Source organism: Haladaptatus cibarius D43 (assembly GCF_000710615.1).
Lineage (GTDB): Archaea > Halobacteriota > Halobacteria > Halobacteriales > Haladaptataceae > Haladaptatus > Haladaptatus cibarius.
Window position 1 is genome coordinate 1,625,405 of record NZ_JDTH01000002.1, and the last position, 25,160, is coordinate 1,650,564.

Sequence of the window (25,160 nt, forward strand, 5' to 3'; positions counted from 1 at the left end):
TAGGAGAGGGTAGCCCCTACGCCACGATGATGTCGTCGCCCAGTCCGGACGTACCCTCGTCGTTATCGTCTGTTTCGTCCTTGGACTCCTCGGTTTTAGCCTCTTCGACCTCGGTCGATTCGTTCGATTCCTGCTCGGCCTCCAACTCGCGGAGTCGCTGATTGGCGTCCACGAGTTCCTCCGTCAGTCCGCGAATCGTCGCATCGAGTTCTTCGACCCGCGATTCCAAGTTTGCGATTCGGTCGCGCTGGCTAGTCATATCACGTATGCGTCACGGTTTCCTCATAAAGGTGCGTCAGACATGCGGCAGACACGGGCGAAATACGGGTCGAGCTACTACATTTTCCTCCGAACTATCGAACTTCGAGAACGGATACACAAAACATATTATCGTGGACGAGTGGAAACGAACGAGATGGGGAGAGACAACTGGACACGACGCTCAGCCCTCCGGTACTTCGGTTTGGGCATCGCCGCGCTCGGTGGGTGTGTGTCGGGCGAAAGCGACCAACAAGCCGAACAAAACGGAAAATCGGATGACGAGACGGGGACGACAGAAACTGAGACGGAAACGACTTCGGACGAGACAGGAGATTCGGACGAAACGGAAGACTCGAACACCGAAGACGGAGTTAGCCCGTCCGACACGCACCCGGTTCTGTTGGCAGTCAGCAGTTACGCAAGCAGTGAGCACACGGTGACGGTGACGGCAACGGAGGGAAGGTCGTCGGTGCTGGACGAAACCATCACGCTTCCGATAAACGACGCGGTGACGTTCGAGGACGCACTGGCCGTTCCGAGTCAGGGTTCCGTGGAGTACGAAATCAGCGTCTCGATACAGGGTGGCACGACGGCGACGGAGACGTTCACAATAAAGAGCAGTCACGACGTGCACGGGATTTCGGCGGTCGTCATGTCCGTGGACAACATCCGTTGGGGAACGAACGCCCACTGAACGCCGACTGTTGGACTCATTCCCGCGATACGACCCATCCCGTAGGTTTTTAACTTGTACCGAACCAACCAGTTAGCAATGACTGCTCAGGCTGTCCAAGAGGGCGAACACGTGGCCGTTATCGGCCTCGAAATCCACGTCCAACTGGAGACGGATACGAAGATTTTCTGCGGTTGTTCGACCAACCAAGACGACCCCGAACCGAACACCTACACCTGCCCGGTCTGTCTCGGCCTTCCGGGTGCTCTCCCGGTGCTGAACGAGGCGGCCGTCGAATTCGCCGTCAAAGTCGGCAAAGCTATCGACGCCGATATTCCGGAAGAAACCCGCTTCCACAGAAAGAACTACTTCTACCCCGACCTGCCGAAGGGTTTCCAGATTACGCAGTACGACGCCCCGATTTGTCAAGACGGGAAATTGGAGTTCCGGCACAAAGGCGAAACCCGAACCGTCGGTATCCACCGCGCGCACTTAGAAGAAGACCCCGGCAGTCTCCGACACGTCCGCGACGGCAGTGGAAACATTGACACCCGAACTACCGGCATCGACCGTGCGGATTACACGTTGGTCAACTACAACCGCGCCGGGACGCCCTTGATGGAAATCGTCACCGACCCCGATTTCCGCAAACCGGGCGAAGCGGTTACCTTCCTCGAAAAACTGGAGGAGGTACTCGAATATCTCGGCATCTTCGATTCGACCCGCGACGGCAGTCTGCGCGTTGACGCAAACCTCTCGCTGGTTCCCGGCGAGGACGTAGACGGCGACGGGACGATTTCCGACGAGGTGCTGGCGGACGCGAACCGAACCGAAGTGAAGAATATCTCCAGTCACAAGGGCGCAGAAAGCGCGCTCGCCTACGAGGAGAGTCGCCAGCGGAATCTCATTCGGCGTGGAAAGGCGGTCGAGCAGGAGACGCGCCACTTCAACGAAACCCACGGCTCGACCGTCTCGATGCGCTCGAAGGAAGAGGAGAAAGATTACCGCTACTTCGCCGAAGCAGACCTGCCACCGCTCCAAGTCAGTGACTGGAAGGAGCGACTCGAAATTCCGGAACTGCCCGACGCCCGCCGAGAGCGATTCCGCGACGAGTACGACCTGAGCAAGGAAGCCGCGAGCAAACTCACCTCCAGCAAGCAAGTCGCAGACTTCTACGAGGAGGTAGCCGAGGAGTTCGACCCCGACCTCGCCGCGGCGTGGGTCGCCGACAGTCTCCTCGGAGAACTCAACTACCGCGACATGGAAATCACGGATGTCGAAGACCGACTGGGCGAGTTCAAGACCCTCATCCGTCTCGTCGCCGAAGACGAGATTACGGCCAAAAACGCCGAAGAAACCGTCCTGCGTGAGATGCTGGACGAGGGCGACGACCCCGAAACAGTCATCGACCGGGAGGGACTCGGCAAGGCAGATTCGGGCGAAGTCGAACAGGCAGTCGAGGAGGCTATCGAGGAGAACCCGGACACGGTGGAGGACTACCACGCCGGAGAGGGCGGCGCAATCAACTTCCTCGTTGGACAGGTCATGCAGAAAACCGGCGGGAGTGCCGACCCCGGTTCCGTGAATGGCATGCTTCGGGAGCAACTGGACGAGTAAGGCGAGTAGACGGCTTTGCAAAGTCGGACGATGATTTAATTCTGTTTTCAACTCGAACCATTTTTCACGGGTTTCAGTGATTGTGATTCTATGACAAACCCCGTGAATTCGGAACACGACGAGAGCCTCGAACGCGAGTTAGCCGCCAACTACCAGTGCTACAGCCTCACCGGAAGTCATCACGAAATCGGCGTCGAGACAGCCAAACGAAGCGAGTCTGTCATCGAATCGGGAACGAAATTGACTGACGAAGCGCGCGAGGTGGCCGAAGAATCCAGAGAAATCACCGAATCCGTGTTTCCGGAAGCGGTCGAAGAATTTCGAGGCTACGCCGACGCCCTCGATTTGACCGACGACGAGTGGTTGTGGCAGTTCGCGCCGGGTGTGCAGGGTGGATGCAGTGCGGTTGCAGTAGAAACGGAGGATGGCTTCATCATCGGACGAAACTACGATTTCTTCTACTTCGAGTCTCGACGCCACTTGATTCATACGAATCCGGACGATGGCTTTGCCCACGTCGGAACCCACGAGGGACTCATCGGCGGGCGGTTCGACGGCCTGAACGAAGCAGGACTGTTCGTGGAGTTCAATGGTGCTGGCGAACCCGACGATTCCCGTGTCGGAATGCCGTTCCACCTCGTGGTTCGCTATCTGCTGGAGAACTGTGAAACCGCGACGGAGGCCCGCGATACCTTGTGCGACCTGCCACTGCGCGAATCGAAAAGCTACCTGCTCGCGGACGAAAGTTCGGCGTTCGTCGTGGAAGCACACCCAGAAGAAACTGCGGTCAGAGAACCAGAAGACGGCGTCCTCGTCGCTACGAATCACTTCGTCCATCCCGCAATGCAGGAGTACGAACCGGCGTGGGACAACTCCGTCCGGCGACGGGAGACGTTGCGAGGGTTGGCCGAAATTTCAGAACCGACTGCGAAGGACGTACAAACCCGTCTCCGCGACCACGAGGCACCGGTTTGTGGCCACGAAGACGGACTCGCAACGTTTTGGTCGTGTATCGCCGACCCTGCGGCGGGACGCGTTTCCTATGCACTCGGCGCGCCGTGTCGAAACGAATACGTCTGGACGATTTCCCCCGGAGAAGAGTGAGTGCGGAGGAACTCCCAAAACGAGGGTCGCATCGTCGAACGCGATTCCAAACTGGTTTGAGTTTCCATACTAGTTTATTGATTTATTATTTTTCTCTTCGAAAAAATATATTGCACTCTGTGCGCGTGGAATAAATGCACCATGCCATCCAGACGTGACATACTCAAGAAAGTCAGTACAGCAGGAGCGACAGCAATCACGGTGACGGGACTGTCCGGGTCTGCATCCGCCGCACCCGGTTCCATTCCGTCGCATTATCTCGATCAGTATCAGGCGACCGGTGCCAACTACGGTATCGACTGGACGTACCTCGCGGGCGTCGGCTGGATAGAAACCCAGCACGGCCAGTACGAGCCCGGTTGCGACGAGTCGTCGGCGGGCGCACGTGGTCCGATGCAGTTCATGCCCGCGACGTGGGACGCCTACGGCGTTGACGGTAATGGCGACGGCTATGCGAATATCTGCGACTATCAGGACGCGATTCCAGCCGCCGCAAACTACCTGACGGCCTCTGGCGCGCCGGAGAACTGGGACGACGCGCTGTACGCCTACAACCACAGTTGGAGCTACGTCAACGACGTGAAAGACACCGCCGCCTACTACCGCAACCAGTACGGTGGAGGTGGCGGTGGTGGGTTTGCCGACGGCGACCGAATTACGCCGACTGCCAACCTGAACACCCGTGAACAGCCCGGAACCGGCCAGCCAATCGTCGCCACGATTTCGCCCGGCGAAGTCGGCGAAATCATGAACGGCCCGACCACGAAGGGCGGCTACACGTGGTGGGGCGTCCACTGGCTCGACCGGAACGTGTGGGGTTGGTCGGTCGAGCAGTACCTCACCGACGCATAGACGGCCAGTTCATCGTTTTTCGGCGGATAGAAGTAATTTCGTTCGTGTTAGTCCGCGGTTGCCGGTTTTTTCTCATCCTCAAGGACGCCATGTCGCCACCGGCCGAGGCTGAACCAGAGGACGCCCATGACGAACGAGACGATGGCCGAAATCGACCACGCCCACCAGAGTCCATCGACGCCCCACGCCAGTCCCGAGAGGGTGAGCGGGCCGAGTTGGAACGTCCATCCGTAGGCGAGGATGAGCGCGATGGGAAGGCGAAACACCCAACGCGAGAGAAACGAGAGGGCCATCGCAACGCGGGTGTCACCCGCGCCGCGGAAGCCACCCTGAATCACCATCAGGCCGCCGAAGAACGAGAGGAACAGCCCGATGATGTGGAGGAAGTTGATGCCCTCCGCAACTACTGCGGGGTCGTCCGTGAACACTCGCATGGCGACGTCGGGAAACGCCACCATCAAGCCACCCGCCGCGAAGAGGACGGCTAACGTTCCGGCGGTGGCTTTCCACGTCACCTCCGCGGCCCTTTCGGGGGTTTCCGCCCCGAGGTTTTGCCCGACGCCGGTCGCGGTGGCCTGTCCGACCGCACCCGAAACCGTCCACGAAACGGACATCAGTCGAACGCCGACGCCGTAGGCGGCGGTCGGAACTGCACCGAATCGAGCGACCAATGCGGCCATCGCCACGGCGGCGAAACTGCGGGCCGCGCCGTCGATGGTGGCGGGATAACCGATTTCCACGAGTCGTTTCAACACCGGCCAGTCCGGCGAGAGGTCTTCGAGTCGAAGCTGAATCCCCCAGTTGCCGCGGAGAAGCACGTACACGCCGACGACGGCCGCGAACACGCGGGCAATGAGTGTGGCGACGGCCGCACCTTGCGTCCCCATTCCGTCAATCGGTCCCCAACCGAGGATGAGAATCGGATCGAGAATCACGTTCATTCCCGCCGAAAGCACCATCAACCACATCGCGGTTCGCGTGTCGCCCGCGCCGCGAAGCACGGCCCGGAAGACGAAAAAGAGGAACGTAAACGGAATGGAGAAAAACAGCACCTCGATGTACTGGAGGGCTTCGACGTACACTTGCCCCTCCGCACCGACGAGCGTGAGCAGTGGCCGACGGAACAGGTAGCCGAGCGTGGCGAGAACGGTTCCGAGTAGAACTCCCAGAATCGTCGTCTGCGCGACGACGTTGTCCGCGGCCCGGTCGTTGCCAGCCCCGACGTGCTGTGAGACGAGAGCGACAGAACCGGCGGTGAGTCCCATGGCGAGCGAGACGAACAGCCACGAAGTCGGAAACATGAGCGAGACGGCGGCGACGGCCTCGGTGCTGACTCTCCCGACCCAGAACATATCCGCGAGGTTGTAAAACGTCTGGAGAAGATTCCCGACGACCAGCGGCCACGCCAAACTCGCCAGTTTCGGCGAAATCGAACCGGTGGTCATATCGACGCGACTCTGCGTTCGTCGGGACATGCGTGCGTCGTCACATTGGTCGAATGACCCTTAAACACACGTGTTCAGCCCATCCTCTGCCGGATTGTGAGATGTTTCAGGGCGTCTTCGAACCGGATGTTTCCGCCGTACTGGGTCATCATTACGTGGACGAAGTAGAGGCCAAACCCGATAGAACCCGACGACTCCGAGGTACCGTTGCGGTCGAACACCGCCGATTTCATCTCGTCCGGAATACCGGGGCCGTCGTCCTCGATTTCGACGCGAATCGCATCCTCGTCACGCCGTGCGCGAACCGCAATCGAGGGCGAAGACTGGTCGTTGTGTTAGCTACGCGACTCAAAGGGACTTTGTGCGCAATCTTCGTCTGGCGAAACGTTTACCAGCGCGATGGCCGTAGCCGAGGGCGATGACCGACGCGAAACGGGGTGGTGTGTGAGTGGAACTCATCATCACCGAGAAGGACAATGCCGCGCGCAGAATCGCCGACATCCTATCCGGCGAGAGCGCAGACGCCGACCGACAAAACGGCGTCAACGTCTACAAATGGGGCGGAAAGCGCTGTATCGGCCTGTCAGGGCACGTCGTCGGGGTCGATTTTCCGCCGGAATACAACGACTGGCGCGACGTGGAACCCGTCGAACTCATCGACGCCGACATCGAGAAACAACCGACAAAGGAAAACATCGTCCGCACGCTTCGACTGTTGGCACGGGACGCGAGTCGCGTAACGATTGCCACGGACTACGACCGCGAGGGAGAACTCATCGGGAAAGAAGCGTGGGAACTCGTCCGTGAGGTGAACGACGAGGTACCAATCAACCGCGTTCGATTTTCCTCGATTACGGAAAACGAGGTCACCTCGGCGTTCGAGAACCCCGACGAACTCGACTTCGACCTCGCCGCGGCGGGCGAAGCGCGCCAGATTATCGACCTCATCTGGGGTGCCGCGCTGACCCGATTTCTCTCGCTTTCGTCCCGCCAACTCGGCAACGACTTCATCAGCGTCGGCAGGGTGCAGAGTCCGGCGCTGAAACTCATCGTCGACCGGGAGCGCGAAATCGAGGCGTTCGACCCGGAGGACTACTGGGAGATGTTCGCCGACTTGAAAAAGGCAAAAGAGGAGTTCGAAGCCCAGTACTTCTACCGCGACGAGGACGGCAACGAGGCCGAACGCGTGTGGGACGAGGAGACGGCCGAGAAAGCCTACGAAACGCTTCGAGAGGCGACCCAAGCGACCGTCGAACGTGTTTCACGGCGAACCCGAACCGACGACCCGCCAGCGCCGTTCAACACGACACAGTTCATCCGCGCGGCGGGCAGTCTCGGTCATTCAGCCCAGCGCGCGATGAGCATCGCAGAAGACCTCTACACCGCCGGGTACATCACCTACCCACGTACCGACAACACGGTGTATCCGGACGATTTAGACCCCGAAGAACTGCTCGATGAGTTCGTCGGGAACTACCATTTCGGCGACGATGCGGACAGTCTGCTGGAACGGGACGACATCGAACCGACCGAAGGTGACGAGGAAACCACCGACCACCCGCCGATTCATCCGACCGAGGACATTCCGACCAAGGGCGAATTGAGCGACGACGAGTGGGACATCTACGAACTCGTCGTTCGGCGGTTCTTTGCGACGGTTGCAGAGAGTGCGAAATGGGAACACCTCAAAGTCGTGGCAATGGTGTCCGAGTTGTCGCTCAAATCCAACGGAAAGCGACTGCTCGAAGAGGGCTACCACGCCGTCTATCCGTACTTCAAGACGACCGAGAACTTCGTCCCGAACGTCGAGGAGGGCGAAGTTCTCGACGTGACCGACACGCGAATCGAGGACAAGCAGACCCAACCGCCGCGCCGGTACGGCCAATCTCGGCTCATCGAGAAGATGGAGAAGATGGGCATCGGAACGAAATCGACCCGCCACAACACCATCCAAAAACTGTACGACCGCGGCTACCTCGAAAGCGACCCGCCGCGACCGACGCGCCTCGCGCAGTCGGTCGTCTCCGCCGCGGAGGATTACGCCGACCTCGTGGTGAGCGAGAGCATGACCCGCGAACTGGAAGAGGACATGACCGCCATCGCGGAAGGGAAGGCGGATTTGGACGACGTGGCGGACTCCTCCCGTGAAATTCTCGCACGGGTGTTCGACGAGTTAGAAGAATCGCGCGAGGAAATCGGTAAGCAACTCCAACAGTCGCTGAAAGCCGACAAAACGCTCGGGCCGTGTCCCGACTGCGGTGAAGACCTGCTGGTTCGCCAGAGTCGCAGAGGGTCTCATTTCGTCGGCTGTGACGGCTATCCCGACTGCACGTACACGCTTCCGCTGCCGAACAAGGGCAAACCGCTCATCTTGGACGAAACGTGTGACGACCACGATTTGCGCGAGGTGAAGATTCTCGCCGGAAGAGGTACCTTCGTCCACGGCTGTCCGCTGTGTAAGGCCGAAGCGGCCGAAGAAGCGGAAGACCGCGTTATCGGGGAATGCCCCGACTGTGGTACAGAACACGGTGGCGAACTGGCCATCAAACAGCTCCAAACCGGTTCCCGACTCGTCGGCTGTACGCGCTATCCGGACTGCGACTACTCGCTTCCGCTCCCGCGCCGGGGGGACATCGAAGTGACGGACGAGAAATGTGAGGAGCACGACCTGCCGGAACTCGTGGTTCACAACGACGACGACGAACCGTGGGAACTCGGCTGTCCAATCTGCAACTACGAGGAGTTCAGACAGCGCGAAGAAAAGAGCGGTCTCGAAGTCATCGACGGCATCGGCGCGAAAACCGCCGAGAAACTGGCCGAAGCAGGTATCGAGAACATCGACGACCTGAAAAACGCGGAAGTCGAGTCGGTGGCGGAGCAGGTAAACGGCGTGAGCGAAGACCGACTTCGTGGCTGGCAGGCGAAGGCGGACTGAGGAACGAAGCGCGATTTTTCGATTCTTGTCGGTGACGAGCGGAAACCGTAGAGAACACTCGACAGCAACCGAGGAGAGGCTTTGCGTCTCCGAGGGCGCGATAGGCCGGTGACGCAACCGCCGAGAATCGGCAATCGACACAGCCGGAACGAGCAGTACACTCACCGCGAGCGAGGAGCGACAGCGACGAGCGAGCGGGCCGACGAATCCCCCGAAGGGGGTGAGGAGGCTTTTGGTCCAGATTTTGCCAGAGAGCGCGGCTTCGCCGCGCGAACGCAGCAAAAGGTGGTTTCGAAGCAGTTTTAGCCGACAGTTTTGAAGGGAACGCTATGACTGCGCCTTGGGACGACTGGAACCATATCATCAAACTCGACCCGGACAAGACCCTCGCGGGTGACGATACCTTCGAGGATGTCTGTGAGACGGGCACCGACGCCATCGAAATCGGTGGCACTCTCGACATGACGCGGGAAAAGATGCAATCCGTCATTGACGCCTGCGCGAAGTACGACGTGTCGCTCTATCAGGAACCGAGCAATCCGGCGGTCGTCGTGGACGACGAGGCACTCGATGGCTATCTCGTTCCCATCGTGCTCAACGCAGGTGACATCGCGTGGATGACCGGTTTCCACAAAGAGTGGGTGAAGATGAGCGACGTCGATTGGGAGAGGACGACTACGGAAGCGTACATCGTCATGAATCCGGACGCGAGCGTCGCGGAGCTCACGGACGCGGACTGCGACCAATCGGCGGAAGACGTTGCCGCATACGCCGAAATCGCAGAACAGATGTACGGCCAAGAAATCGTCTACATCGAATACTCCGGAACCTTTGGCGACCCGGAAGTCGTGGAGACGGCGCAGGAAGCACTGGATGAGGCGACGCTGTTCTACGGCGGCGGCATCCACGACTACGACTCGGCGCACACGATGGCGGAACACGCCGACACCATCGTCGTCGGTGACCTGGTCCACGACGAAGGTGTAGAGGCCGTTCGGGAAACGGTCGAAGGTGCAAAGGACGCGAAGAAGGCGCACGCGGAATCGGCGTAGGGAAACCGTTTCTGACGCAGTATAATACGTTGGTGGTAGCTCGAATAGCAGTTACTTCTCCGACGCCTCAAATGCCGTTCAGAGCAGATAGAGAGCTTGAGATTCGGGGGTAGCCAATTCAAAAATGAATGAACGAAATATTCATATGTTCATAGAGTCGAGATACAGACGGGAAACAACATGTCCGTACTCGAAACAAGCGGCCTGACGAAATACTACGGCGAGACGCGGGGTATCGAAGACCTCAACCTCGCTGTAGAGGAGGGCGAAGTATTCGGCTTCCTCGGCCCGAACGGGGCCGGAAAGACGACGACGATTCGGACGCTACTCGGATTCATCTCCCCGACGGAGGGGACCGCGAGCGTGCTTGGCCGGAACGCCTGCGAGGAACGGGAACTCATCGAGGCCAAACATCACATCGGCTATCTGCCGAGCGACCCCGGGTTCGACGAGGAGACGACCGGAACGAGATTTCTCGACTATCAAGCGTCGCTGAAGGGCGACGAACGACGCGACGAGTTGGTTGAACTGTTCGACCCACCTATCGAGCGGAAAATCGGGGAGTACTCGCGCGGGAACAAGCAGAAACTCGCTATCATTTCGGCGTTCATGCACGACCCAGACCTCGTCATCATGGACGAACCGACCTCCGGCCTCGACCCGCTGATGCAGGACAGATTCTACGAGTTCGTCCAGTCAGAACAGGAGCGAGGCAAAACAGTGTTTTTCTCCAGCCACATCCTGAGCGAAGTGCGAAAGGTGTGTGACAGGGTTGGCATCATCCGCAATGGACGACTCGTGACGACCGAGGATGTCGAGACGCTGCTCGACAGAAGCGGGAAGCGCGTCAGAGTGCGAACCGAAAACAGCGTAGAGCCGAGCGATTTCGATTTCGCAGGAGTCCACGACCTGAGTGTGGATGGTGAAGTTCGATTCACGTTCACCGGGAATTACGACACGCTCATCGACCATCTCGACCAGTACAGTCTGGTCGATTTGGATGTGGAGGAAGCGCCGTTAGACGAAGTGTTCATGCGATTTTACGGCGGTGAGGCCCATGCTTGAAGTCGCCCGCTACGAGGGGAGAAAACGGGTGAAAGGGTCACTCGTGCTGGGCGGTCTACTCGCCGTGATGTCGCTCGCATTCATCGGGTTTTTCCCTTCGGTGACGAGTTCCGGTGTGGATTTGGACGCCTACATGGAGAGCATGCCGCCCGCACTTCAGGCGGCGTTCGGCGAAGCTTCGCTGACGACGATAGAGGGCTTTCTGGCGATAGAGATTTACCAGTTCTTCTGGCTCCTGCTCCTCGGCGTCTACGTCGCCTACGTCGCAGGTGCGCTCATCGCGGCAGACGAGGAGCGCGACCGGATGGACGTTCTGCTCGCCGCGCCCGTCTCCCGCGTGAGCGTCGTCGTAGAAAAGTTCTGTTCGCTCATCACGCCGATTGTCGTGGTGAACATCGCCGTCCCGCTCGCCGTTTTTCTGGGCGTCATGCTGGTCGGCGAATCCATCGATTTGACCAATCTGGCGATGGTTCACCTGCTGTCGATTCCGTATCTGTTGGCCTGTGCCGCAATCGGCCTCTTGCTGTCGGTCGTCGCCGGAAAGGCCGACCTCGCACAGCGTGGTGGACTGGGGGCGGTGTTCGGCCTGTTCCTGCTCGATTCGATTACTGAGGCGGCGGGAATGGGATGGGTCGGCGGACTGAGTCCGACGCACTACTACGACCCGACGGCGATTCTCGTGAGTGGCGAGTACGACTGGATGGGCGCGCTCGTTCTGCTCGGGGCAACTGTCGCGCTCGTGGCCGTCAGCGCAATCGCCTTCAAGCGGAGAGACGTTCGATGAGGGGATTCGACGAAAACCAACGGGAGCGAATCCGCAGCGAGCTAATCGAGGCGGGGCGCGACCTGTTCGCCCAATACGGACTGCAGAAGACGACGATTGCCGACTTGACTGATGCTGTCGGCATCGCCAACGGAACCTTCTACCAGTTCTTCGATTCGAAGGAACTGCTGTACTTCGAGGTCGTTCAACGGGAAGGCCACGAAATCGCCGAGGAAATAATCGCAAATTCACTCGCCGCCGAAGACGACCCGGAGCGCGCGATTCGGAAGTTCCTCCGTGCATTGGTCGAGACGATGGAAACCAATCCGCTGTTCGAACGGTTGATGGTCGGCGACGAGTGGGACAAAATGATGCGGACAGTGGACGAAGTTTCGGAGGAGGAGATGGATGCACGACGTGCGGAGTCGTTCGCTCACGTACTGCCGTACATCGAACAGTGGCAGGAAGAAGAGAAACTCCGCGACGACGACCCGGTTGCCATCGTTGGCACGATGGGATCGGTGAAGTTCCTTGTCCCGTACCGCGAGCAGATAGGCGAGGAGTATTACCCCATTATCCGCGACATGCTCATCGAAACCATCGCGGCAGGACTGATGCCACAGGACTGACAAATCAGGACGGATGCGGGAGCAATTGACGCCGATGGCGGAGCGAAACGAACGTGTTTAAGACCGCCCCGAAAGAAAAGCGGCGTATGCAGAACCGAACCTACACCGCGGATGCAGAACCCGGCGACACAGTCACCGTGGCTGGCTGGGTGCACGAAATCCGCGACCTCGGTGGAATCGCTTTCATCATCGTCCGCGACACGACCGGCAAGATTCAGGTCAAGTTCGAGAAGGACAAGATGGACGACGACCTCGTGGAAACCGGCCTCGGCGTCAACCGCGAGAGCGTCGTCGAGATTACGGGCGATGTGAAAGAGGAGCCACGCGCACCGACTGACGTAGAAATCGTCCCGAGGGAAGTCGAAGTCGTCGCGGCCGCGGAACCCGAGCTGCCGCTCGACCCCAGCGGAAAGGTCGACGCAGACCTCTCGACGCGACTGGACAACCGAACCCTCGACGCACGAAAAGGCGACGTGGAAGCCGTCTTCAAGATTCGCGGCGAAGTGCTTCGCGCCGTGCGCGAGCAGTTCCGCGAACTCGGCTGTTCTGAAATCAACACGCCGAAAATCGTGGCGACGGGAACCGAGGGCGGAACGGAACTGTTCCCAATCACGTACTTCGGTGAGGAAGCGTTCATGAACCAGTCGCCACAGCTGTTCAAACAGCTGATGGTCGGCAGTGGTCTGGAGCGCGTCTTCGAAATCGGCCCGATTTTCCGCGCCGAAGAGCACAACACGCCGCGCCACCTGAACGAGGCGACCAGCATCGACTTCGAGAGCGCGTTCTACGACCACACCGAAGCGATGGACGCCTGCGAATCGGTCGTCAAAGCGGCCTATGAAGCAGTCGCCGAGAACTGCCAAGACGAACTCGACGCACTCGGCGTCGAGTTCGAAGTGCCAGAGGGCGACTTCCCACGTCTCACCTACGAGGAGGCAATCGAGCGAATCAACGCGACGGGCGAACTGGACGAGATGCTCGTCTGGGGCGACGACCTGCCGACCGAGGGCGAGAAAGCGCTCGGAGAAGACGTTGGAACCCACTACTTCATCACGGATTGGCCGAGCGAAATCAAACCGTTCTACATCAAAGACCACGACGGCGACGAGGAACTCTCGACCGGGTTCGACATGATGCACCCGCGTATGGAACTCGTCTCCGGTGGTCAGCGTGAACACCGCTACGAGCGACTCGTGGACGGCTTCGAACAGCAGGGACTCGACCCCGAAGCGTTCGACTACTATACGAAGATGTTCAAATACGGCATGCCGCCGCACGCCGGATGGGGACTCGGTGGCGAGCGTCTCATCATGACGATGCTCGGTCTGGACAACATTCGCGAAGCGGTGTTGTTCCCGCGCGACCGACAGCGACTCTCGCCGTAGACGAAATCACCTCCGACGCGAAATCGACTTTTTGCGGTCTTCAATTCGACGAACATGACACTGCCGAACGGCGAGTACGAATTTTAAGCGTTATACGCCGTCGCCCGAAAACTGGTGTATGAGCGACGAGGCAGGTCGCGCGTTCGTACCCGGACACGTCACGGGGTTTTTCAGCATCCACGAGGCAGACGACCCCAAACAGGCCGGGTCGCGTGGAGCAGGACTGACGCTTTCAGAAGGCGTAACTGTGACCGTCGAACCCGCAAAAGAGGCGAGCATTGAACTGAACGGGGAGTTTGCGGCGGTCGAATCCGGGCGACGAGTTCTCGACGCACTGGATGTAACGGCGCGAGTTTCGGCGCGAACCGACCTGCCGCTCGGCGCAGGATTCGGCGTTTCCGGCGCGCTCGCACTCGGAACTGCGTTCGCCGCGAACGATGCGTTCGACCGCGGACGGTCGGAAAACGAACTCGTAACGCTCGCACACGGGGCGGAAGTCAAAGCCGGTACCGGGCTTGGAGACGTGGTAGCACAGGCCCGCGGCGGAATCCCAATCCGACTCGAACCCGGCGCACCGGAGTACAACCGCCTCGACGGTATTCCGATGCGAACACGAATCGAATACTGCTCGCTCGGCGAACTTTCGACCGCCGAGGTGCTTTCGGGAAGAACCGACCAACTTTCGAAGGCAGGCGTGGAGTCTCTCGTCGCGCTGGTGAACGAACCGACGCTGGACACGTTTATGAACCAATCAAGGATTTTCGCCGAGGAAACCGGCCTGCTCACGGACGAAGTGCGCGAGGTAATCGAGGACGTCCACGATGCCGGAGGACAGGCCTCGATGGCCATGCTCGGCGAAACCGTGTTCGCCATCGGAACTGGGCTTTCCGATGCGGGATACGACGCAGAAACCTGCGAAACCCACCACGCCGGAGCGACACTGCTGGACTGAGTTGTTGTCGGATAGTGAATTTCCTCGGTTAACTTGGCGCTTGGATTTCCATGTGGCGCGCGCTGCCGAGACTGTGAGGACACGTCGTCCGAATTGTCTCGCTGAAGCGTACGAGGGATGAGGCTTGCGAGACGCGAAACGACTCGCTGACCTGTGGCCGTGGCCCGCAGGTATCGCGACGAAGTTCTCGTGAGCGGCGAAGGAGTGAACGAGAGCACGAAGAGCTTGCGCTTCCGGAGTGAAAAACGCAATCGGTTGGGGGAGGCGGGTGGCGAACGAGATTTCTTCGAAATCTCGAACGCGAGTAGCGCGGAACGCAGTCCCGCGGACAGTCGAGCGGCGAAGCCGCGAGACGACGGTGCAACCGCGAGCAGGCAGTGCGGAGGCGGAGCGGTTTGATTGGAGTCGGCAACTGCCAACCAGTAGAGAGAGTTGAAAAGTGCGAGCAGTTGCCGACTCCACATACCGCCACAAACTCAGTCACGAGAAACACGGTTCGCAACCCTCACGAAGAAACCGGAAATAAAACCATGTCCGTTTTTAGCGCTCACTTCGCAGAAGAGGGTATGACCGACGAGGTGGAGATTCCGGAAGATCATCCGCGCTACCAATCGCTTCTCACGCGCCATCGAATCGAGGAGGGTGTCGAAAAAGGCATCACGAGCAAACAGGGCCTCATCGCGGAGGGCCGCGGCGAGTCGTTCGACTACTTGTTGGGGGAAGAAACCCTTCCGAGTGCGGACGAAGCGGAACGGGCGGCGTCAGCCCAACTGCTTCTCGCGGAGCACGCCGTTCTCTCCGTGAATGGAAACGTCGCGGCGCTGGTTCCCGGCGAAATCGTAGAACTCGCCGAAGCGACGGGCGCGGACATCGAAGTGAACCTGTTCAATCGCACGGACGAGCGGATGCAGGCTATCGCCGACCATCTGCGCGAACACGGTGCCGAGGAGGTCAAAGGACTCACCGCGGACGCCCGAATCCCCGGCTTGGAACACGAACGCGGAAAGGTGGACGAGGACGGAATCTACAGCGCGGACGTAGTGTTGGTTCCGCTGGAAGACGGTGACCGCGCCGAGGCGCTCGCCGAAATGGGGAAGACGGAACTCGTCATCGACCTGAATCCACTCTCGCGCTCGCCGCGAACCGCCGCGATTCCGATTATCGACAACATCATGCGAGCGGTGCCGAACATGACCGCCCACGCGCGCAACCTTGCCGATGCGTCTCCTGACGAACTGAAAGCGATTGTCGAAGGTTTCGACCGCGAGACGGCGCTGAAAGAAGCGGAAAACGCGATTCGAGATATTTAGCGACTAAGCCGACGATTTTCAGGAGACGGCTGTGACGAAGTAGAATGGGTTGGTTTTGATAGCAAATCGTGGTTCGATGAACGTTGGTGCCTCGAAAACCAGAGCGACTGCGACCGCCGAAGTCATGTATTCGTATTCTCGAACACGGTAGAGAAAATCTAAATCGTCGCCACAATCTCTACCCTCGACCACTAAAATCCGCGACACAGAAAGCGATACTCAGACAGGAAGTTGTTCTTTGACGAATCGCTTCAGCAGTGGAATGTCCTCCCAGTGAAGCAGTTCCAAGATACCGAGAATCTTCCCGGAATTTGCTTTGCTTCGCACATCGTCGCCGATTCGTTTCAGGTCACGAACCAGCGTATCGTAGCGTTCGTTTTCGGCGAGGTAGAGCAGTTGCGTCATGAGCAGACGGGTGCGCATTTGCGGGGCAACGTCGCCGTGCCAGAGTTTGTTGTAGATGGACATCTTGTCGGCGGAGGTGTCGGATTCGGCGGTCATGAAACAACGGTCGGCGGTTATCGCGGCGGCGCGGCCGGATTTCATACCCGTATGGATTCCCTCGCCCCAGAGCGGGTCGACGGTCGGAACCGTATCCCCGATTGCCATGAAGTTGTCCGTGCTGAGGCCGCCCGGCATCTGGATGTGTGCCGACCCGCGGTGCTGTTTGCCCGCGATTCGCTCGGCACTCTCGAATCGTGGGTCGTTGTCGAGCCAGTATTGCATGTAGTCGTCGATGCCCATGCCCTCCTTCGCGTAATCGTGGTGGCTCTCGTTCTGGATGTAACAGAGGCCGACCTTCGCGGTGTCTTCCCCGGTGTGGAAAATCCACGAGTATCCGCCCGGCGCGAGTTCGTGGTCGAGGCGGAGCATCATCGCGTCCGTGAGGTCTGCGTAGCCGTCACAATCCATATCGACGCCTTCCAGTTCGTACTCGATGCCGATAGCCTGCTTTTCCCGTTTGAGGTTGCTCACGCCGAGGCTCTTTGCGAGGGGCGCACTCGGGCCGGTCGCGTCGATGATGATGTCGCCGTACACTTCGTGATTCCCGCTGTGTCGAACGCCGACGATGTCGTTGCCCTCCATGATGGGCTTCGAGACGCGCGAGTTGAACCAGTATTCGGCCCCCTCTTCTCGACTATCCTCGACCAAAAATCGCTTGAAGTCAGCGAATTCGAGGACTGCTCCGGGCTGTTCTTGCACGAAATGTTCGTTCGGCGATTCGAGGACGACGTTGTCGGTGTAGTTCATCACCACATCGTCTGGAATCCCGAACGCGGCCATCATCGAGGAGAACGTTCCCGCAGTGGATTTGTTGCTCTGTTTCGGGAATTCGTCTTCGCCCTCGACTTCGAGGACGACCACGTCGTGCCCGCGCTGGGCCAAATCCCGCGCGCACTGCGCACCGGCAGGGCCAGCACCGGCAACGACGACGTCGAAATGCTCGGTCATAATCGTCCCTCAGTGTCACAGAAAGAGGAGGTTTTCCGTTCTATTCTGGGAACTCGCCCCGGTAAGTCGAAATCGACCGACCCGGCAAAATGGCGTCCCACGCCACCGATGGCAATGTCGCATGTTTCCGCAGTCATCTTGACACGGTGTTACTGTCCATATCATAAAAAACAGACGCAAACGCCCCCGAGAATGAGCGAATGAGTCGCATGGAAGAGGGCAGAAATCGGCTAAAAACGGGGAATCAATCACGAAGTCCGTGAATCGAACTGGGAAAGACAGGAGAGATGAAAGAGATCGTCGTGGCTCTGGGCGAGAGGATACAGACGAAACAAAAATAACGGTACGCTACTGCGTGTGTGCCGCTCAGTAGAACTCGCGCACGAGGTCCATCGCGTCCTCGGGCGCACCGTCGGGAATCTCGGACATGTTGCCCTCGATACCGTGGAGTTCGCTGTACGGAACACTATCCTCGTCCTGATAGATGACGCCTTGGTACTCCTTGTCCGCGTCGAGGATTTTCTCCTTTGCGGCGTCGTAGTCGTTCGAGTCGTGGTCTTCGTCCGCGAGGTCAACGATAGCGTCGCGGAAGTAGTCGTAGGTGTCCACGTCGTTGAACGTGACACACGGCGAGAAGACGTTTACGAAGCCGAAGCCGTCGTGCTCGATTGCCTTCTGCACGATTTCGGCGTGACGACGCGCATCAGTCGAGAACGACTGGGCGATAAACGTCGCACCGGCGGAGAGCGCGAGGGCGAGCGGGTTGACCGGCGGCTGTTTCGGGCCTTCCGGCGTCGTGCTCGTCTCGAAGTCTTCGCGGCTGGTCGGGGATGCCTGTCCCTTCGTCAAGCCGTAGATGCGGTTGTCCATGACCACGTAGGACATGTCCACGTTGCGGCGAACCGCGTGGATGAAGTGACCAGCACCGATGGAGTAACCGTCACCGTCGCCGCCCGCGACCATCACTTCGAGGTCTGGGTTGGCGAGTTTGACGCCCGTTCCGACGGGAAGCGCACGTCCGTGAACGCCGTGGATGGCGTAGGAGTGCATGAACGTCCCGATTTTACCGGAACAGCCGATACCGGCGACCACGAACGTGTTGTCCGGGTCGTTGCCGGTTTCGGCGAGCGCTTTCATCATCCCGTTCATCGTCCCGAAGTCCCCGCAACCGGGGCACCACGTGGGCTGTTTGTCCGACTTGAAGTCGGTGAATCGAACGTCTGAGCTCATGCTGTTACCTCCTCTCCGAGTTTCGCCTTGATTTCGTCGGCCAGTTCGTCTGCCTTGAACCGGATTCCATTGTACTTGTTAATTCGCTCGACGCGGGTAAGGGTGTCGTGCTCGATGACGTTGGCGAACTGCCCCGTCTCGTTACACTCGACCACGATGACCTCGTCCGCGGCCTCTACGTCTTCTGTCAGGTCGGGACGCGGGAAGATGTACGGGACCGAGAGGAATCGAACGCTGACGTCGTCGTCTTCGAGGAAGCCGAGGGCTTCGCGCATCGGCCCTTCGTTCGAACCCCACGAGATGACGAGCGTATCCGAATCCGAGTCACCGAACTCGCGGGGACTCAGGTCTTCTTTTTCCTCGGCCGTCTCGACCTTGCGGTTTCGCTTGTCAACCTGCTCGACGCGGGTTTCCGTGTCCTCGGTACGGCGACCGAGCGAGTTGTGTTCCAAACCGGTGGACATGTGTGCGCCACCCGTCGTTCCGGGGAAGGCACGTGGGCTGATTCCGTCCGCGGTCGGGAAGTGCGGTTGAAAACGACCCTGTTCGTCCGTCCACGCCTCGATGTCGTTCTCGTCCACGATTTTGCCGCGGTCAACTTCGACGGCGTCCATGTCGAACTCCTCGGGGGAGAACGTCTGTTCCGTGACCGCCATTGCGAGGTCGGCCAGCAGGAACACCGGCGTCTGATACTTCTCGGCGAAGTTGAACGCTTCGATGGTCTTCTGGAAACACTCCGAGACGGTCGTCGGTGCGACGACGAATCGAGGAATCTCGCCGTGACCGCCGTACAGCGTCATGTTCAGGTCGCCCTGCTCTTGCTTGGTCGGCATCCCGGTCGATGGGCCGGAGCGCATCACGTCAACGATGACGAGCGGCGTCTCGCTCTGTGCGACGAGGCCGAACGTCTCGGTCATCAGGTCGATACCAGGGCCGGACGTGGCCGTCATCGAGCGCGCTCCTGCGCGTGCCGCGCCGAGCGCCATGTTGATGGCGGACAGTTCGTCTTCGGCCTGTACCACGGTGCCGCCGAAGTGCTGGATACGACCCATGAGGTACTCCATCACGTTGGTCGCGGGAGTGATGGGGTAGCCCGAGTAGAATCGGCATCCGGCGGCAAGAGCGCCCATACCGATTGCCTCGTCACCGTTGAGTAGGACGTAGTCGTTGTCCGTCGTCTCGATGTCGTAGGCGAAGTCGTGGTCGTACTCCTCTTGCACGTACTCTTCGCCGAGACGGGCGGCTTCTTTGTTGTTCTCGACGATTGCCTCTCCCTTGGCACCGAACTTCTTGTCCAGTGCGCTGTCGAGATTCTCGATTGGGAACTGCGCCACTTCACAGGCCGCGCCGAGTGCGACTGTGTTCTGCATGATGGCACCGCCAGCATCTTCGGCGAGTCGGCGAAGCGGAACGGACAGCCCGATCATCTCACCGGGGATGTCCACGTCTTCCATTTCCGTGCGCTCCCCGTCGTAGATAATGACGCTGTCTTCGTGCAGTTCGTCTAAGTTCTCGTCTATCGTCCGCTGGGTGAGCGCCACGAGAATGTCCAATCTATCGACGACGCTCTCGACTTGGTCCGTAGACGACCGGATTTTGTACGCGGTGTATCCTCCTCGGATACGGGACGCGAAGTCCTTCGACGTGAAGACGTGTCGCCCCGCGCGGGAGAGTGCCTGCGCGAAAATTTTCCCGGTCGAATCGATTCCATCGCCGGCTTCGCCGCCGATGGCCCAGTTCAGGTCTTGCATCACTGCTACGCTACCCGGTGACAAATCAAAAACCTTCTGAAGCAGACCCGCCAGCACGCGAAACACTTTGGCGGAAAAGATCAAACAGATAGCTATGGAAGGCACCGAAATTATCGTGCGAGCGGTACGAACGGTCGGCAACAACACGATTGCACTCGAACTGGAGTCTCCGGCAAAATTCGACGCCCAACCGGGACAGTTCGTGCAGGTTCGCGGCGAAGTAGATGGCGAGGAAATCACGCGCCACTACACGCTCTCGTCGCCGGACACCGACGGGACGTTCGAAATTACGGTCGGCATCGACCCCGACGGCGATTTGAGTCCGTGGCTCGCGGAACTGGAATCGGGAGACACCGTCTCCGTCGATGGCCCGTTCGGCCGGTCGTACTACGAAGGAGAAGAAAGCGTCGTCGTCCTCGCGGGCGGGCCGGGCGTCGGACCAGCCGTCGGCATCGCAGAACGCGCGATTGCCGACGGCGGCGAGGCCGTGGTCATCTATCAGGACGACGACCCGGCGCACGAAGAGCGCCTTCGGGAACTCGAAGCCGCGGGTGCAACAGTCGTAGTGACCGCCACACCGCTGGCCGAGGGCGAGGAAGTGACGGACGCACTTGAAAGCGCGTCAGGGCAACTGTTCGTCTACGGCTTCGCCGATTTCTTGGAGGAGGCAAATACAGTGCTGACGGCGACCGGTCACGAGCCAGATGACGCCAAAAGTGAAAATTTCGGCTAAACCGAAGAAAGCAGTACCCTTTTATTACGGCGTGAAAATAACCCACACCCAATGGGTCTCAGGTGTTCGCTGCTGGGGCACGATTACGGCGAGTCCGAAATCGAGCGCGAGCGAGAAGAACAAGGCAACGAAGTGGTAGTGACGGTCAGAGAGTTCCAAGAGTGCGCTCGCTGTGGCGACCAGCAGGTCGTCAGCGAGAACAAAGAGATAACCGCAATCGAGGAACCGGAACCGACGCCGGAACCGATAGCGAGTCGGGAACAGGCAGAATCGGGTGGACAGACAGAACCAAAACGGCAGTCTGAACCGCGAGGACAGGCGGAACCGGTGAGCATGTCCGAATCGGGAGACGGTGAGGCGGAAATCGTCTCCGAGACGCAACCGCCAGCAGAGGCGGCATCGGCGCAGGAACCGGTGAGCTTCAACGACGACGATTTCGAACCGCCACAGAGTGCCGAAGAAGACGACGGCGTCATCCTTGATGACGACGAGGAAGCGGACGACGACGACACCGGACGCGGACACGGCGAGTGGCCCGACCCCGAAGACACCAACGTCGATGGTGCAGGGAGCGGAGCGACGGAATGGCCCGACACGGGAATGGAAGACGAAGGCTTCGACGCCGAAGTCGGCGACGGTGGCCGCGCCGACGTGGACTTCGGCGGCGGATTGACGCCGGAAAGCGCGCCGGAGACGGACGACGGGACGGAAGTCGTCGAAGCCGAACCGCGCGAGGACACCGGATTCGTCAGGACGACGCGACCGGAACCGCAGACCGAAACCGGATTCACTCGTGCACGCGAGGCCCCGAAACCCGACCAAGCCTCGGGATCGAATCCGAACGCAGACCTCATCTGTCCCGAATGTGGCGAACTCGGCGGCGCAGCGACCGGGTCGTCGCTCCGCGCAGGGGACATCTGTCCCGAATGTCGGCGAGGTTATCTAAGCGAACAAGAGTAAACGCGACGCGAAAAGAGTAAACATCCACCCATCCAATCACGGAGCAACCCATGAAACAGTACAAAATGCGACGCGGTGAGCATCTCGAGGACCGAATGCCCGACCTGAAAGCCAGCATCGAGGATTACTTCGGCCCGATTACCGGAACCGAGGAGTTCGACGGACACGAACTCTACGTGGTCGAGGAACCGGACAACCCAGTGTTCAAGCGCATTATCGCAGGCGCGGCATCGTACAGTGGGAAGAAGGACAAACTCGCAGTTGACTTTCAAGAGCGCCCCGCGGAGGATGTCATCGCGGAAGGGAACGCGGACGCCGCCGCCGACGCGGTCAGCAAGAAAAACGAGTTCCTTCTCGAAGCGACTGGCCGCGACGCGAAAGCGCGTCGTGACTCTCTAAAACGAACCGTCGAAGACAAAGCGGACACGCCCGACAACGTCTAATTACGCCCGAGTTTCTTCCGACTGATGTTGACGCCCGTCGGCGTCACGATGAGTTGGTCGTCGCCTTTCTGGACGATGTCACCGTTGACTTCACGAGCGACCTGCTGCAGTTCGTCGGTAATTCGCTCGACAGTGGTATCTTCGGTTCGAAGTCGAGTGATGTCCGCGATGACGATGTCGCCGTCGTAGACGGCGTCTTTGATGGCGATAACATCCTGTTGGCCGCCGATTTCGGCGATGTGAACGCTCACCCGCGTTTCGTCGGGTGCAGCTTCGAAATCGTCCAAATCGAGTTCGACGTAATCCTCGGTGCTTCCAGATGGACCCTCGCCGAGAATCTTATTCATGAATCCCATAGCATGATGGGGCAAGCGAACGAGTATAGTTCTTACGTCAGACGCCGCGAGAACCCGAACAACTACTGGCCGGGTTCGGAATCCGCGGAACGTGTGCACCGGACGGCCGCAAATCCATTCCGACGAGCAACTCCTGATTTGAGTCATAGCGCCAATCTTCGCGGCAATAATTGCTCATTTTCCCGTTGTTACAAATAGAGTAAATAGATATGCAACTATTGTTTTAAATTTCCACTATAGAAAATTATATAATCTGGCGTAGTATTTTACTAACGGTATGGTAGAGAAAGACAAACGTGCGTCACGGCGGGACGTACTCAAGCTATCGGGGACTGCCCTCGCGGCCGCGAGTGGAATTTCAATGATGGGAAGCGCAAGTGCGGACGTTCCGTGTTACGGATGTGACCCCGGAGGAGGCGGCGGTGGTGGCGGCACCGGCAGTCCTCCGTCGGCACCGAGAACGGGACTGTATCTCGTGGAAAACGGTGAGGTCGAACTCCACGGGTGGGCATCCGAGGCCGACGCCGACGTGTGGTTCGAGTGGGGCGAAGTGGGCGACGGATTCCCGAACGACACCGAACTCCGCGTCGTGGATTATTCGGGCGAGCAGTTCACCGGAAATCCGGTCGGCGAAGTGAGTGGAGTAACCTACGAATATCGCGCCGTCGCGTTCAACGCATACGGACGCACCGAGGGCGCGACGAGGACGTTCTCGTTCTAACAAAGCCATGAATAAGCAAAACGACCGTACATCACGACGCGACGTGCTCAAACTGTCCGGAACGACTCTCGCGGCGATGAGTGGCCTTTCGGTGATGGGAAGCGCAAGCGCGGATATGCCGTGCCCCGACTGCGACGACGGTGGCGGCGGCGGTGGTGGTGGTGGTACCGGTAGCCCACCAGCGGCACCGAGAACAGGGCACTACACCGTCTCCAACGGCGAGGTAGAACTGAGCGGCTGGTCGAACGGCGACGGCGGAAATGCGTGGTTCGAGTGGGGAGAACAAGGTACTGGCTTCCCGAACGACACGGAACTGCTTCAGGTCGGGCCATACGAGACGTACACCGGACACCCAATCGGCGAAGAAAGCGGCGTGACCTACGAATATCGGGCCGTCCTCACGAACGCCTACGGAAAAACGGAAGCACCATCACGAACGTTCAGCTTCTGAGCACGGTACCACTGGCATTTTTTATGACGGTAGGCGAGTTCTCCGTTTCAAACTGTTCCAACGAAGTATCAATAGGCGGTGGAATCGGTGGTTCCACGTTCGGTTCGTCCCTTGCAGGACAAACGGGTGGGTTTATGCCGGAAAACGACGCATTTGCGGATATGCAGGTCAAATCTCGTCATCACCTTCGAAGCGACGAGGTCAGAGAAATCGAAACGGCACTCGAAAACACGGTCGGCGTCGAACTCGATGCGGACACCTACGAACTCGTGGAGTTGGAAGGAACCGAGTTCGACCTCGTCCTCGTGGACGGCGAGCAGTTCGTCGTGTACGTCGGTGACGAACCATTCCTGACAGTACAAGGTGCAAACGCGTATCCGCCGACGAACGCAGTCGTCACGGTCGATTCCGGTGCCGTGTCGTTCGTCAGTAGCGGTGCGGACGTAATGCGCCCGGGAATCGTCGAAGCGGACGACGACATCGAATCGGGCGACCTCGTCGCCATCGCGGAAGAAACCCACGGCAAAGTACTCGCCATCGGACGCGCGAAGACGACCGGCGACGACATGGTCGGAGATTCCGGAAAAGTAGTTGAGTCGGTTCATTACGTCGGTGACGACCTCTTCGAGTTCTCAGTTTGAAATAGTGACAAAAAGGAGAAGTGGGAGCACGGCGAACGCAGCAGTATGTGGGGTTCCCGGCGGAACCGGGAGAAGACCGTCGTTTGCATCGCATGTGGCGACGCCGTCCTCCGTAGCGCGGCCCGCGAATACGACAAAGAGGGGAACCGCTGGGAGCGAAACGGCAAGTCCTTCGAGCACCTCTGTAAAGCGTGTCACCGCGGCCTCTGTCACCAACCGCGAGACGAACTAGAAACCCTCCTCGTCGAAATCGACGCCGGAGTCATCGAACAGGAGACGTTTTTCACCCGGTACGAAACCGCTGTTCGAAATCGCTATGGCCCGCTGGAAGAGCGGGAAGGCTGACCAGTCGATACGACTAACTGCCCGACTCTCCTAG

General features: G+C 59.3%; 28 protein-coding genes. 21 read left to right on the forward strand and 7 right to left on the reverse strand.

What is annotated here, in order from left to right; genetic code table 11:
- Positions 1-16 precede the first annotated feature (16 nt).
- Positions 17-259: a DUF7518 family protein gene (locus HL45_RS13640; RefSeq protein ID WP_049971620.1), complete on the reverse strand. Its 243-nt coding sequence runs from the start codon at positions 257-259 to the stop codon at positions 17-19.
- Between the two features lie 156 nt (positions 260-415).
- On the opposite strand from HL45_RS13640, the gene HL45_RS13645 reads away from it, so the two are divergent.
- From HL45_RS13645 to HL45_RS13660, 4 genes are all read left to right on the forward strand, one after another.
- Positions 416-955: a hypothetical protein gene (locus tag HL45_RS13645; RefSeq protein WP_144240089.1), complete on the forward strand. Its 540-nt coding sequence runs from the start codon at positions 416-418 to the stop codon at positions 953-955.
- Between the two features lie 78 nt (positions 956-1,033).
- Positions 1,034-2,551, forward strand: a complete 1,518-nt coding sequence (gene gatB / locus HL45_RS13650) for an Asp-tRNA(Asn)/Glu-tRNA(Gln) amidotransferase subunit GatB (protein WP_049971622.1) — start codon at positions 1,034-1,036, stop codon at positions 2,549-2,551.
- A 90-nt stretch (positions 2,552-2,641) separates the two neighbouring features.
- The gene (locus HL45_RS13655) at positions 2,642-3,655 is read left to right on the forward strand and encodes a C45 family autoproteolytic acyltransferase/hydolase (RefSeq protein ID WP_049971623.1); all 1,014 of its coding nucleotides are present in this window, start codon (positions 2,642-2,644) and stop codon (positions 3,653-3,655) included.
- A 141-nt stretch (positions 3,656-3,796) separates the two neighbouring features.
- The gene (locus HL45_RS13660) at positions 3,797-4,507 is read left to right on the forward strand and encodes a lytic transglycosylase domain-containing protein (RefSeq protein ID WP_049971624.1); all 711 of its coding nucleotides are present in this window, start codon (positions 3,797-3,799) and stop codon (positions 4,505-4,507) included.
- A 47-nt stretch (positions 4,508-4,554) separates the two neighbouring features.
- On the opposite strand, the gene HL45_RS13665 is transcribed toward HL45_RS13660, so the two are convergent.
- On the reverse strand, positions 4,555-5,982 hold the full coding sequence (locus HL45_RS13665) for an MATE family efflux transporter (protein WP_233274780.1): 1,428 nt from the start codon (positions 5,980-5,982) through the stop codon (positions 4,555-4,557).
- Between the two features lie 23 nt (positions 5,983-6,005).
- On the opposite strand from HL45_RS13665, the gene HL45_RS22050 reads away from it, so the two are divergent.
- The 10 genes from HL45_RS22050 to HL45_RS13715 all read left to right on the forward strand — a co-directional run bounded on the left by HL45_RS22050 (position 6,006) and on the right by HL45_RS13715 (position 16,043).
- Positions 6,006-6,374 carry a hypothetical protein gene (locus HL45_RS22050; RefSeq protein WP_449404099.1) on the forward strand — a complete coding sequence of 123 codons (369 nt, stop codon included), beginning with the start codon at positions 6,006-6,008 and terminating at the stop codon, positions 6,372-6,374.
- A 26-nt stretch (positions 6,375-6,400) separates the two neighbouring features.
- Entirely contained in the window at positions 6,401-8,887 is a 2,487-nt protein-coding gene (locus HL45_RS13675) for a DNA topoisomerase I (protein WP_049971626.1), read from the forward strand.
- 329 nt (positions 8,888-9,216) lie between these two features.
- Positions 9,217-9,939 carry a phosphoglycerol geranylgeranyltransferase gene (locus tag HL45_RS13680; protein WP_049971627.1) on the forward strand — a complete coding sequence of 241 codons (723 nt, stop codon included), beginning with the start codon at positions 9,217-9,219 and terminating at the stop codon, positions 9,937-9,939.
- A 180-nt stretch (positions 9,940-10,119) separates the two neighbouring features.
- Entirely contained in the window at positions 10,120-11,004 is an 885-nt protein-coding gene (locus tag HL45_RS13685; RefSeq protein WP_049971628.1) for an ABC transporter ATP-binding protein, read from the forward strand.
- Positions 10,997-11,788, forward strand: a complete 792-nt coding sequence (locus tag HL45_RS13690) for an ABC transporter permease subunit (protein WP_049971629.1) — start codon at positions 10,997-10,999, stop codon at positions 11,786-11,788. The genes HL45_RS13685 and HL45_RS13690 overlap by 8 nt, the downstream gene beginning before the upstream one ends.
- Complete coding sequence (locus tag HL45_RS13695) at positions 11,785-12,396, forward strand: TetR/AcrR family transcriptional regulator (RefSeq protein ID WP_049971630.1); 612 nt, start codon at positions 11,785-11,787, stop codon at positions 12,394-12,396. Before HL45_RS13690 ends, HL45_RS13695 begins: the two co-directional genes overlap by 4 nt.
- Positions 12,397-12,482: 86 nt before the next feature.
- Positions 12,483-13,781 carry an aspartate--tRNA(Asn) ligase gene (aspS, locus tag HL45_RS13700; protein ID WP_049971631.1) on the forward strand — a complete coding sequence of 433 codons (1,299 nt, stop codon included), beginning with the start codon at positions 12,483-12,485 and terminating at the stop codon, positions 13,779-13,781.
- A 118-nt stretch (positions 13,782-13,899) separates the two neighbouring features.
- Positions 13,900-14,733 carry a pantoate kinase gene (locus HL45_RS13705; protein ID WP_049971632.1) on the forward strand — a complete coding sequence of 278 codons (834 nt, stop codon included), beginning with the start codon at positions 13,900-13,902 and terminating at the stop codon, positions 14,731-14,733.
- A 189-nt stretch (positions 14,734-14,922) separates the two neighbouring features.
- A complete protein-coding gene (locus tag HL45_RS13710) occupies positions 14,923-15,132 on the forward strand; it encodes a hypothetical protein (RefSeq protein ID WP_144240090.1) in 210 nt (69 codons plus the stop codon).
- 167 nt (positions 15,133-15,299) lie between these two features.
- Entirely contained in the window at positions 15,300-16,043 is a 744-nt protein-coding gene (locus tag HL45_RS13715) for a 4-phosphopantoate--beta-alanine ligase (RefSeq protein ID WP_049971634.1), read from the forward strand.
- 219 nt (positions 16,044-16,262) lie between these two features.
- On the opposite strand, the gene HL45_RS13720 is transcribed toward HL45_RS13715, so the two are convergent.
- The 3 genes from HL45_RS13720 to HL45_RS13730 form a co-directional block, all read right to left on the reverse strand.
- Positions 16,263-17,495 carry a digeranylgeranylglycerophospholipid reductase gene (locus HL45_RS13720; protein WP_049971635.1) on the reverse strand — a complete coding sequence of 411 codons (1,233 nt, stop codon included), beginning with the start codon at positions 17,493-17,495 and terminating at the stop codon, positions 16,263-16,265.
- A gap of 366 nt (positions 17,496-17,861) precedes the next feature.
- A complete protein-coding gene (locus HL45_RS13725) occupies positions 17,862-18,725 on the reverse strand; it encodes a 2-oxoacid:ferredoxin oxidoreductase subunit beta (protein WP_049971636.1) in 864 nt (287 codons plus the stop codon).
- A complete protein-coding gene (locus HL45_RS13730; RefSeq protein ID WP_144240091.1) occupies positions 18,722-20,479 on the reverse strand; it encodes a 2-oxoacid:acceptor oxidoreductase subunit alpha in 1,758 nt (585 codons plus the stop codon). The genes HL45_RS13725 and HL45_RS13730 overlap by 4 nt, the downstream gene beginning before the upstream one ends.
- Before the next feature lie 91 nt (positions 20,480-20,570).
- Here HL45_RS13730 and HL45_RS13735 point away from each other — a divergent pair, with 91 nt between their 5' ends.
- From HL45_RS13735 to HL45_RS13745, 3 genes are read left to right on the forward strand one after another with little or no spacing between them, the layout of a single operon-like run.
- Entirely contained in the window at positions 20,571-21,209 is a 639-nt protein-coding gene (locus tag HL45_RS13735; protein ID WP_049971638.1) for an FAD-dependent oxidoreductase, read from the forward strand.
- A 51-nt stretch (positions 21,210-21,260) separates the two neighbouring features.
- Positions 21,261-22,169, forward strand: a complete 909-nt coding sequence (locus HL45_RS13740) for a DUF7093 family protein (protein WP_049971639.1) — start codon at positions 21,261-21,263, stop codon at positions 22,167-22,169.
- 50 nt (positions 22,170-22,219) lie between these two features.
- On the forward strand, positions 22,220-22,612 hold the full coding sequence (locus tag HL45_RS13745) for a DUF5611 family protein (RefSeq protein WP_049971640.1): 393 nt from the start codon (positions 22,220-22,222) through the stop codon (positions 22,610-22,612).
- Here HL45_RS13745 and HL45_RS13750 read toward each other — a convergent pair.
- Both HL45_RS13750 and HL45_RS20885 read right to left on the reverse strand, forming a co-directional pair.
- The gene (locus HL45_RS13750; protein WP_049971641.1) at positions 22,609-22,968 is read right to left on the reverse strand and encodes a cell division protein SepF; all 360 of its coding nucleotides are present in this window, start codon (positions 22,966-22,968) and stop codon (positions 22,609-22,611) included. The genes HL45_RS13745 and HL45_RS13750 overlap by 4 nt on opposite strands.
- Before the next feature lie 37 nt (positions 22,969-23,005).
- Positions 23,006-23,146, reverse strand: coding sequence for a hypothetical protein (locus HL45_RS20885; protein WP_158413702.1), 141 nt, complete (start codon positions 23,144-23,146; stop codon positions 23,006-23,008).
- A gap of 99 nt (positions 23,147-23,245) precedes the next feature.
- Between HL45_RS20885 and HL45_RS13755 the strand changes: the two genes are divergently transcribed.
- The 4 genes from HL45_RS13755 to HL45_RS13770 all read left to right on the forward strand — a co-directional run bounded on the left by HL45_RS13755 (position 23,246) and on the right by HL45_RS13770 (position 25,126).
- Positions 23,246-23,689: a hypothetical protein gene (locus HL45_RS13755; RefSeq protein ID WP_049971642.1), complete on the forward strand. Its 444-nt coding sequence runs from the start codon at positions 23,246-23,248 to the stop codon at positions 23,687-23,689.
- Between the two features lie 7 nt (positions 23,690-23,696).
- A complete protein-coding gene (locus HL45_RS13760) occupies positions 23,697-24,140 on the forward strand; it encodes a hypothetical protein (protein ID WP_049971643.1) in 444 nt (147 codons plus the stop codon).
- Between the two features lie 161 nt (positions 24,141-24,301).
- Positions 24,302-24,781, forward strand: a complete 480-nt coding sequence (locus HL45_RS13765) for an RNA-binding protein (RefSeq protein WP_049972046.1) — start codon at positions 24,302-24,304, stop codon at positions 24,779-24,781.
- Between the two features lie 45 nt (positions 24,782-24,826).
- Complete coding sequence (locus HL45_RS13770; protein ID WP_049971644.1) at positions 24,827-25,126, forward strand: DUF7562 family protein; 300 nt, start codon at positions 24,827-24,829, stop codon at positions 25,124-25,126.
- The last annotated feature ends 34 nt before the right edge of the window (positions 25,127-25,160 follow it).